The organism is Candidatus Hydrothermales bacterium, assembly GCA_039630235.1.
Lineage (GTDB): Bacteria > Hydrothermota > Hydrothermia > Hydrothermales > JAJRUZ01 > JBCNVI01.
In genome coordinates, this window is the sequence record JBCNVI010000002.1 from 277,729 (window position 1) to 286,630 (window position 8,902).

7 protein-coding genes and 1 pseudogene are annotated in these 8,902 nt (G+C 34.9%); 4 read left to right on the plus strand and 4 right to left on the minus strand.

All coding sequences use genetic code 11. From position 1 onward, the window contains the following. Together ABDH49_03925 and ABDH49_03930 are read left to right on the plus strand one after the other, a co-directional pair. Complete coding sequence (locus ABDH49_03925; protein MEN3046115.1) at window positions 1-1,296, plus strand: dihydroorotase; 1,296 nt, start codon at window positions 1-3, stop codon at window positions 1,294-1,296. Continuing rightward, window positions 1,286-2,632, plus strand: a complete 1,347-nt coding sequence (locus ABDH49_03930; protein MEN3046116.1) for a TldD/PmbA family protein — start codon at window positions 1,286-1,288, stop codon at window positions 2,630-2,632. The genes ABDH49_03925 and ABDH49_03930 overlap by 11 nt, the downstream gene beginning before the upstream one ends. Window positions 2,633-2,645: 13 nt before the next feature. Here ABDH49_03930 and ABDH49_03935 read toward each other — a convergent pair whose 3' ends face one another. The 3 genes from ABDH49_03935 to gcvPB form a co-directional block, all read right to left on the minus strand. Next, the gene (locus ABDH49_03935; GenBank protein MEN3046117.1) at window positions 2,646-4,472 is read right to left on the minus strand and encodes a glutamate mutase L; all 1,827 of its coding nucleotides are present in this window, start codon (window positions 4,470-4,472) and stop codon (window positions 2,646-2,648) included. Between the two features lie 71 nt (window positions 4,473-4,543). Further along, window positions 4,544-4,819 carry a hypothetical protein gene (locus tag ABDH49_03940; protein ID MEN3046118.1) on the minus strand — a complete coding sequence of 92 codons (276 nt, stop codon included), beginning with the start codon at window positions 4,817-4,819 and terminating at the stop codon, window positions 4,544-4,546. Beyond that, complete coding sequence (gcvPB, locus tag ABDH49_03945; protein MEN3046119.1) at window positions 4,812-6,239, minus strand: aminomethyl-transferring glycine dehydrogenase subunit GcvPB; 1,428 nt, start codon at window positions 6,237-6,239, stop codon at window positions 4,812-4,814. Before gcvPB ends, ABDH49_03940 begins: the two co-directional genes overlap by 8 nt. 38 nt (window positions 6,240-6,277) lie before the next feature. Between gcvPB and gltX the strand changes: the two genes are divergently transcribed. Further along, complete coding sequence (gene gltX, locus ABDH49_03950; protein ID MEN3046120.1) at window positions 6,278-7,741, plus strand: glutamate--tRNA ligase; 1,464 nt, start codon at window positions 6,278-6,280, stop codon at window positions 7,739-7,741. Window positions 7,742-7,820: 79 nt separating this feature from the next. Next, a pseudogene (locus ABDH49_03955) lies at window positions 7,821-8,328 on the plus strand (thioredoxin family protein). A 363-nt stretch (window positions 8,329-8,691) separates the two neighbouring features. Here the strand turns inward: ABDH49_03955 and ABDH49_03960 are convergent. Beyond that, the coding region (locus ABDH49_03960) for a hypothetical protein (GenBank protein MEN3046121.1) at window positions 8,692-8,902 on the minus strand (211 nt) is incomplete at its 5' end.

Genomic DNA, 8,902 nt, shown 5'->3' on the forward strand with positions numbered 1-8,902 from the left:
TTGAGTGAACTTTTAATTAAAAATGTTAATATAGTAGATCCAGAGGAAGGACTTAAAGAAAAGTGTGATATTCTTATTGAGAAAGATAGGATAAAGTGTATAGATAGAAATATAGAAAGGGAGGGTGTAGAGGTAATAGAGGCAAATAATTTATATGCAATACCAGGTCTTATTGATGTGCATGCTCATCTGAGAGAACCAGGTTACGAAGATAGTGAGACAATTGAAACAGGGACAAGGGCAGCAAGTAAAGGAGGGTATGTCGCTGTTTTTGCTATGCCTAATACTAATCCATGTATGGATAGGGGAACAGTTATTAAGTATGTGAGGGAAAAGGCAAAGTATTACGATTACTGTGAAGTTTTTCCTGTTGGAGCGATAACAAAAGAAAGAAAGGGAGAAGAACTAGCGAATTTTTATGAGCTGATTGAAGAGGGTGCTATAGCCTTTTCTGATGATGGTGATTATCTTCAGAACAGTAAACTTATGGAAAATGCTTTATATTATTCAAGAGATTTTGATAGACCTATAATACAGCATGCAGAGGATAAGTTTTTATGCGAAGGGGGGGTGGCAAACGAATCTCCCTTTACACTTTCACTAGGACTTAAGGGGAGACCAAGAGAGGGGGAAATTATTGCAATATTAAGAGATATAACACTTTTAAAGAAGACCAAGGGCAAACTCCACATTGCCCACGTGAGCGCAAAAGAAAGTGTAGAAATAATAAGAAATGCAAAGGAAAGTGGTTTAAATTTAACATGTGAAGTAACTCCACATCATCTTATTTTAACCGAGAAACTACTTTCTGATTTTGATTCAAATTTTAAAGTAAATCCTCCACTTAGAGAAGAGGAAGATAGAATAAAACTTATAGAGGGTCTAAAAGAAGGTGTTATTGATATCATTGCTACAGATCATGCTCCGCATAAAATTTTTGATAAAGAGAAAGAGTTTGAGATTTCTCCGCCTGGAATATCAAGCATCGAAGTATCTCTCCCTTTGATTTTGACTTTTTTTTACCATACAAAGATTTTTGAGCTTAAGGATATTGTAAGGTTTATGTCATATAATCCAGCTAGGATTTTTGGTTTAGAAGGCTATGGAAGAATTAAGGAGAACTTTTTTGCTAATATAACGATTATAGATTTAGAAAGAGAGTGGGTTTGTGATCTAGAAAAATTCTATAGTAAAGGTAAAAATACTCCTTATAAGGGTTATAAGTTAAAGGGAAAAGTTCTCTACACGATAAAGAAAGGAAAAATAACCTATAAGGAGGATGACCATGAAGGGTAAGGATTTTTATTATGATTTTTTCAAAAAAATTCTAAATTACCAAAAGGGTGAAGAGATTTTTACTGCATTTTTATACGAAAAAAATGAGATAACGAGGTACTCAAAAAGTAAAATTCATCAGAATACTTCATACGAAAACTTGGAGGTGGCTATAAGTATAAAAGAGAAAGATTACATTGTAACAAGGTTCTTTAGTAACCCCCAATTAGATGATGCTAAGAGCCTAGTAGATAGAACTTATGATATGTTAAAAAATACCTATCCTTCTGATTATCCTGGATATCCCGAGTTTAGTACTTACAAAGAAGTTTTTACTTTTGATGAAGAGACATTTAACGTAAGTGAAAAGGAGAGAGCTTTAGCTGTTTATAGGATTTCAAAGGTTCTTGGAGATTTTGAAGGTTATGGAGTTATTAATACAGGTGGGAGTGAAATTGCACTCTTTTCGTCGAAAGGACTTTCTGCTTATTCAAAAATCTCTGATGCTCATGTTACTATAACTGCTATGAAAAAAGATGCAACAGGGTGGGCTGAGGGGCATTCAAGAAGGTTTTCGCAGGTAGATCTTGAAAGTATTGCTGAGGAGGCAAAATTTAAAGCAGCTAACTCCTTTGATAAGATTCAGGTTGAACCTGGAGAGTATACTGTTTTACTTGAACCAGAGGCAGTTGCAGACATTTTTACATTTGCTTCATACTTAGGTTTTTCTGCTAAAACTTATCAAGAAAAGAGAAATTTCTTGTTTGGCAAATTAGGTCAAAAAGTATTTTCAGATAAGTTAACAGTTTATGAAGATCCCTTCTTTGAGGATGGATTTCCCTTTCCTTTTGATTTTGAGGGCGTCCCAAAAGAAAAGATAGAAATTATTTCTAATGGAGTTTTTAAGAATCTTCTATACGATAGAAAAACAGCTACTCTCGAAAATAAAAAATCAACTGGAAACGCCGCAGGCTTTCCTCCATCCACTTTTCCGCTTCCCTTTAACTTAGTTATTTCTCCTGGGGATAAAAGTAAAGAAGAAATTCTCTCAGAAATAGACTATGGTATTTATGTTTCTAGATTCCATTATACAAACGTTGTTGATGTTACAAGTTTTTCTGTAACAGGTATGACAAGGGATGGAACTTTTTTAATTGAAAAGGGCAAAATTACAAAAGCTATCAAAAATCTTAGATTCACAGATTCATTTTTAAGAGTTTTAAGTAGTGATATTGAAATCTCAAAGGAAAGAAAACTAATCGCAGAGTCAAGTCCTTATGGTTTTCGTTTCTCAACTGGTGTTTATGCGCCCTACATTTTATGCTCTCTAAGATTCACAAGTTTGACTTATTTTTAGAGGTTATCTAATACTACCTACTCTCTCTTAAAAGCCTGAGATATTCATTTTGCGGATATACATCAATAGAGAAAACCCATTCAGAAAGGTAAGATACTCTTTCCTCTTCGTTCTTAGGAATCTCAAGTGGCCTTCCTCTTCCATCTAGAATAATGCCAACAACTCCTCCTCTTACTTCTCTTTCAACCTTTTTGCCTTGCCCCTCTCCCACGTCAAAATTTTTCTCCGGGATTAAAATTACCTTAGCTTTTTCTCCAACTGAAAGGGGAATTTTCTTTAGCTCTCCAAATTTAAGTTCAAATTCTATCTCTTCAAGGTTTTCCTTTATTATCTTTCCTTTCAATATTTTTTTATTTTTTCTATCTATTCCCTTAGGGGCAATGCACGTACCAAGCCATATTAGACAATCTTTTTTGAAAACCTCCATTGCTGACTTTTCGTGAACCGTTGAGAGAACCCCAAGGTGTGGCATCATAAAGATAGAATCGACCGTTAAATAAGTAATACCTTCAGGTTGAAAAGCATCTATCATCATCAGGGCAGCTTGACTTCTCCTTGGAGCATGTGAAAGGATTCCTCCTGATCCTATAATCATTCCAAGAGTCATCATATTAACAAGAGTTTCACCCCCTGCGGTTTGAGCAAAAACATCAGATATTGTTCTTTCTTTTTGAACTCCCTTTAGACTTACTGCCATCTGTTTATGTTGCTCTAGGGCTAGCCTCAAAGCCTCTCGTGCAATTGCTTGCTCTACTATAAGATCTTCAAGACTCTGAGGAATGGTCGTGGGTCTTATCATTTTGTTTCTTATTCTGTTTCTTAAATCACTAACCTTTATCTTAAAAGGTATCCATCTTAAAATGTTTTCCATACCCGCTTCTACCATTACGTTTGATATGGAGTAACTCATACCCAAATTAGCGCTAACGGTTCTGTTAAAAATACCCTGAAAGACACTAAAGACATCTGTCGTGGCTCCACCTATATCAACGCCTAAAATTTCAATTCCCTCCATTTCAGCAACTTTTTGCATAAGAAGGCCTACTGCTCCTGGTGTTGGCATAATCGGAACGTCTGTCCAGCTCATTAGTTTCGGATAACCTGGGGCATGGGCCATAACGTGTTCAAGGAAGAGGTCATGTATTTTATTTCTTGCAGGTCCTAAATTTTCTACTTCAAGTACAGGTCTTATATTATCAACTATAGAGAGAGCTGTTTTGTCCTTTAAGATTTCTGCTATATCTTCCCTTGCATCCTTGTTACCAGCATAAATGACCGGCAGTTTATAACTAATTCCGAATCTTGGTTTTGGTTCTGCTGCTCTTATAAGTTCTGCAAGTTCGATTACATGCTTTTTGGTTCCGCCATCGATACCGCCTGCAAGAAGTATCATATCAGGTCGAAGTTGTCTAATTAATTCAACTCTTTTATAGGGAAGTCTCCCGTCGTTTGAGGCAATTGTTTCCATTACGATTGCTCCTGCCCCAAGGGCTGCTCTTGCCGCTGACTCAGCTGTCATGCTCTTTACAACACCAGCTACCATCATCTGAAGACCACCACCTGCAGATGAAGTCGAAACATAAAGATCTACACCTTTTGAGCCCTTTGCTCCCTTTATAATTTTTTCCCCCTCTAAAATCTGAATACCTGTTAATTCTTCTAATTCTCTAAATGCGTTTAAAGCCCCTCTCGTTACATCCTCAAAGGGCTTTTCAACCGTAGTTGGAGCCTCACCTCTTGCTACAAGCGTATAGCTTTCCCCCCTTTTCTCTATTAAAATTGCTTTTGTTGTAGTGCTTCCACAATCGGTAGCAAGTATTCTTAGCGGATCTTTTATCATTTCCAGTTAAAACTCTTATAGGGAATGGAACCATTTAAAAATTTTAAATAAGTTTTTAGTTAAATTCAAATTTAATTTTCTTGAGAGTACTCTTCAATTTTTCTGATTAACTTTTCGATATTTTCTCTATTTTCGAGCATTTCGTAAAAATTTTTGTAATCCTTAAAAGAGAAAAAGGAAGTTATAATTGGTTCAAAGGCTACAAGTAGACTTGAGACAATAAATGAAAGGGGTTTTGCTGATTCTAAAAGAATTATGAAAATTGTTTCAAGTTTTAAATCACATACTCTTTTAGCAATTCTATCGATTAACTCATCATAGTTTTGTGAATTTGAAAGGTTAGTCAAGGAGGGTCTCTCTAACGTTGAGTTCTTTATTTGCTTTAACTTCGTCAAGTCTTTTAACTGGTGTAGTGTGTGGTGCATTTATGACAACCTCGGGATTTTTTTCTATTTCTTCTATTATTTTTTCGATTGTTTTTACAAATTCATCTAAGGTTTCAATTGACTCTGTTTCTGTCGGTTCTATCATAAGAGCTTCTTTTACAATCAATGGGAAATACATCGTTGGGGCATGGAATCCATAGTCAAGTAATCTTTTGGCAATGTCAAGCGCCTTTACATTATGCTTTCTTTTGATATTTTCGGCAGATAACACAAACTCATGCATAGAGGGCCTGTTGGGGTAAGGATTTTCAAGGTACTTCTCCAGTTTTTTTCTTAAATAATTAGCGTTTAGGATAGAAAATTCTGCGATTTTTCTTAAATTTTCTTTTCCTATTCTTAAAATATAGGAAAGTGCCCTTACCCATACAAGAGGGTGACCGTAAAAGGCATGTACTTTTCCTATTGAATGAGGAAAATCATAGGAAAGTTTTAATTCTCCGTTTTCCTCTACTATTCGAGGAATAGGTAGATACTTTTCGAGAAACTTTTTAACACCGACTGGTCCTGCACCTGGTCCTCCTGAACCGTGAGGTGTTGAAAATGTCTTATGCAGATTGAAATGAAGAATGTCTACCCCGGTATCTCCTGGTCTTACTATTCCTAATAGGGCATTTAAATTGGCGCCGTCCATATAAAGAAGTATATCCTTCTCATGAAGCATTTCTGAGATGATTTTTATATTTGATTCGAATAAACCCAGTGTATTCGGATTAGTTATCATAAGAGCAGCTACTTCTTCACTGATCAGCTCTTTAAGTTTTTCAATATCCACGAGTCCCTCTGAGTTAGACTTTATCTCTATAGCGGTATAACCTGCAAGAGTTACAGATGCTGGATTTGTACCGTGAGCTGAGTCAGGCACTAAAACGTACTTTCTTGGATTTCCTTTTTCAGTGTGGTATTTTCTAACTATAAGCATCCCCACTAACTCTCCGTGAGCACCTGCAGCAGGCTGTAAGGTAACTCTATCCATACCAGATATTATGCAAAGAAAATTCTCAAGTTCTTTTGCCAACCTCAGGATGCCTTGAACTGTAAATGAAGGCTGTAGAGGATGTAAATTTACAAAGTTAGGATGAGATGCAAGCTCTTCATTTAGCTTGGGATTATATTTCATAGTACATGATCCAAGAGGATAAAAGCCATAATCGACAGAGTAGTTTTTTCTTCCGAGTCTATCAAAATGTCTTACAATTTCTCCTTCTGTTAGATTCGGTATCCTGAGTTCGCTCTTTCTTCTTAAATCCTCGGGTATTTCATCCCCTACTTTTATATTACTCTGGGTTATCCTATGTTTATACTGAATAAATATGTTTCCCATTCTTTAATTTTAAGCTTTTCATAGCTTATAATCAAATAATGGAAGTGCGACTTAGGTTTGCTCCATCGCCTACTGGAGTACTTCATGTAGGGGGGGTAAGGACGGCAATTTATAACTTTCTTTATGCTAAAAAAATGAGGGGGAAGTTTCTTTTAAGAATTGAGGATACTGATGTAGAGAGATCAAGGGAAGAGTTTATAGATGTAATTTTGGGTGGTTTAAGGTGGTTAAAAATAGAGTGGGATGAGGAGATTATCTTTCAGAGTAAAAGGTTAGAAATTTATAGAAAATATGCGGAAAAACTTATAAGGGAAAAAAAAGCATATTACTGCTTTTGTTTAGAGGAAGAGCTTGAAGAAGAAAGGAAAATACTTAGGCTTGAGAAAAAACCGACTAAATATTCAAGAAAATGTCTTAAAAGAAGTGAGGTGGAAATCAAAAAATTATTGAGTGAAAATAGGGAAAAAGCAATTAGATTTTTGGTTCCGGAGGGGGAGACTAGGTTCGTTGACCTAATTCATGGTGAAATTGTCTTTAAAAATGAAGAGATTGAGGATTTTATTATATTAAGGAGTGATGGAACACCAACTTATAATTTTGCCTGTGTGATTGATGATAAGGATATGGGAATAACTCATGTCATAAGAGGTGATGATCATATATCAAATACACCAAAACAAATTTTACTTTATAAAGCCTTTGGATGGAAGATACCCGAGTTTGCTCATCTTCCTATGATTTTAGGGCCAGATAGAAAAAAGCTTTCAAAGAGACATGGTGCAACTTCAGTGATAGAGTTTAAAGAAGAAGGATTTTTACCAGAGGCCCTCTTTAACTTTCTTGCTCTTTTAGGATGGTCACCAGGTGGGGATGTTGAAATAATATCAAGAGAGGAGATGATAGAGAAATTTGATATAAGAGATTGTAGAAAAAGTGCAAGTATATTTGATAGACAAAAACTTTTATGGATGAATTCCGAGTATATAAAAAGAAAAGATATAAATGAGCTTGTAGAACTTTCCCTTGAATTTTTAAGAAAGGAGAAGTGGTGGAAAAGAGAGTATGAGAAAGATCTGGATTTTCTTAAAAAAGTAATAGAACTTACAAGGGAGAGAGCCAAGGTTTTAAGGGATATTCCGTATTTGATTGATTATTTTTATAAGGATGATTTTGGTTATGATATTGAGGCAGTTGAAAGATACTTTGCTGATCCTAAGGTATTTGAGGGGTTAGAAGAAGTAAAAGGTGAATTCGAGACACTCGAGGTATGGAATGAAGAAGAGATAGAGAAAGTTGTAAGAAAAGTGGCTGATAACTTAGGTGAGAAACATGCCTTTTTAATTCACCCACTTAGAATTGCGTTAACAGGGAGGAAGGTTGGTCCTTCGCTTTTCAAATTGATGGAATTGATTGGTAAGGAAAGGTGTATAGAGAGAATAAGAAGAATAATAAAGGAACTTTGGGGCTACATTCCAGGAAAGACAGAGTTTAAGAAAATTTAAACAAAAGAGGTTCAGATCCTTTTTAAGTAAGATTAAAAAATGGCTGTTGAGTCTATTTTTTATTCCTATAGGGACAAAAATGCCTCATTTTGAATTAAAGGATCCCTTCGGTAAAGTTTATTCAACAAAGGAACATATGGGTAAGGTTGGTTTACTTATTGTATTTACATGTAACCATTGTCTTTATGCAAAAGCTTATGCCAAGACTTTTAAGACTAGCTGATGAAATAAATAAAATTGGCATAAATACCTTTGCAATAAATCCTAACTCAAAAAATGTTGATTATCCTGAAGATTCTGTAACCGAAATGATAAACAAAATAAAGGAGTGGAAAATAAATATACCTTATTTAGTTGATGAGAATCAGGAAGTTGCTAAAATGTATAAGGCTCAGTGCACCCCGGACTTTTATCTTCTTGATAGGGAAATGAATCTATATTATCATGGAAGACTTGACGATAATTGGAAAGATGAAAGTCTTGTGACAAGGGAAGAATTAAAAGAGGCATGTTTAAAACTCTCTTATGGTGAAGAACCCCCAAAAATTCAGCATCCTTCAATCGGTTGTTCTATAAAGTGGATATAGATATTTGAAACTTTTTATAAGTTAAAGCTTGACATAAATAATATTACCTCATATTTGCCATTTTTTGTAAAAAAATCGAATTTATAACTTTAAATTTTTAAAATTTGTGGGGTCAAATTTGTTTTAAAAGGTCAAAAAGAAAGCAGTTGCTAATTGGGGTAGAAGGTTTTTTGCTCTTTTAGCCTCTCCTTTGTGTATGCCCACAGAGGTAAGATCTACATAGGACAAAAGATAGAGCGAATGCGCATATATCTGATAAAAGACAAAATTTTATTCTTCTCTTAAAATCTTTTTTAAAAGTTCTTTTTTTATCCTTTGTTTCTGTTAAGATTAAAGGAGCAATAAGTTTTACATCTTCATGCATTATCTCAAAACCCTTATCACTCTTTCAACCAATCCTTTCATCTCTTCATGCATTTTTTCAAATCTCATATCCATTCTTTCAAATCCCTTATCCGTTTTTAAAGCTACATTTTTAATCTCCTCAACTATTCTTAAAGTATTTTCCCTTGTAATTTTCCCATTTCTCCATGCAAGATAAGTAACAGCAAAGGCTAAAAAGGTTACACCAAAA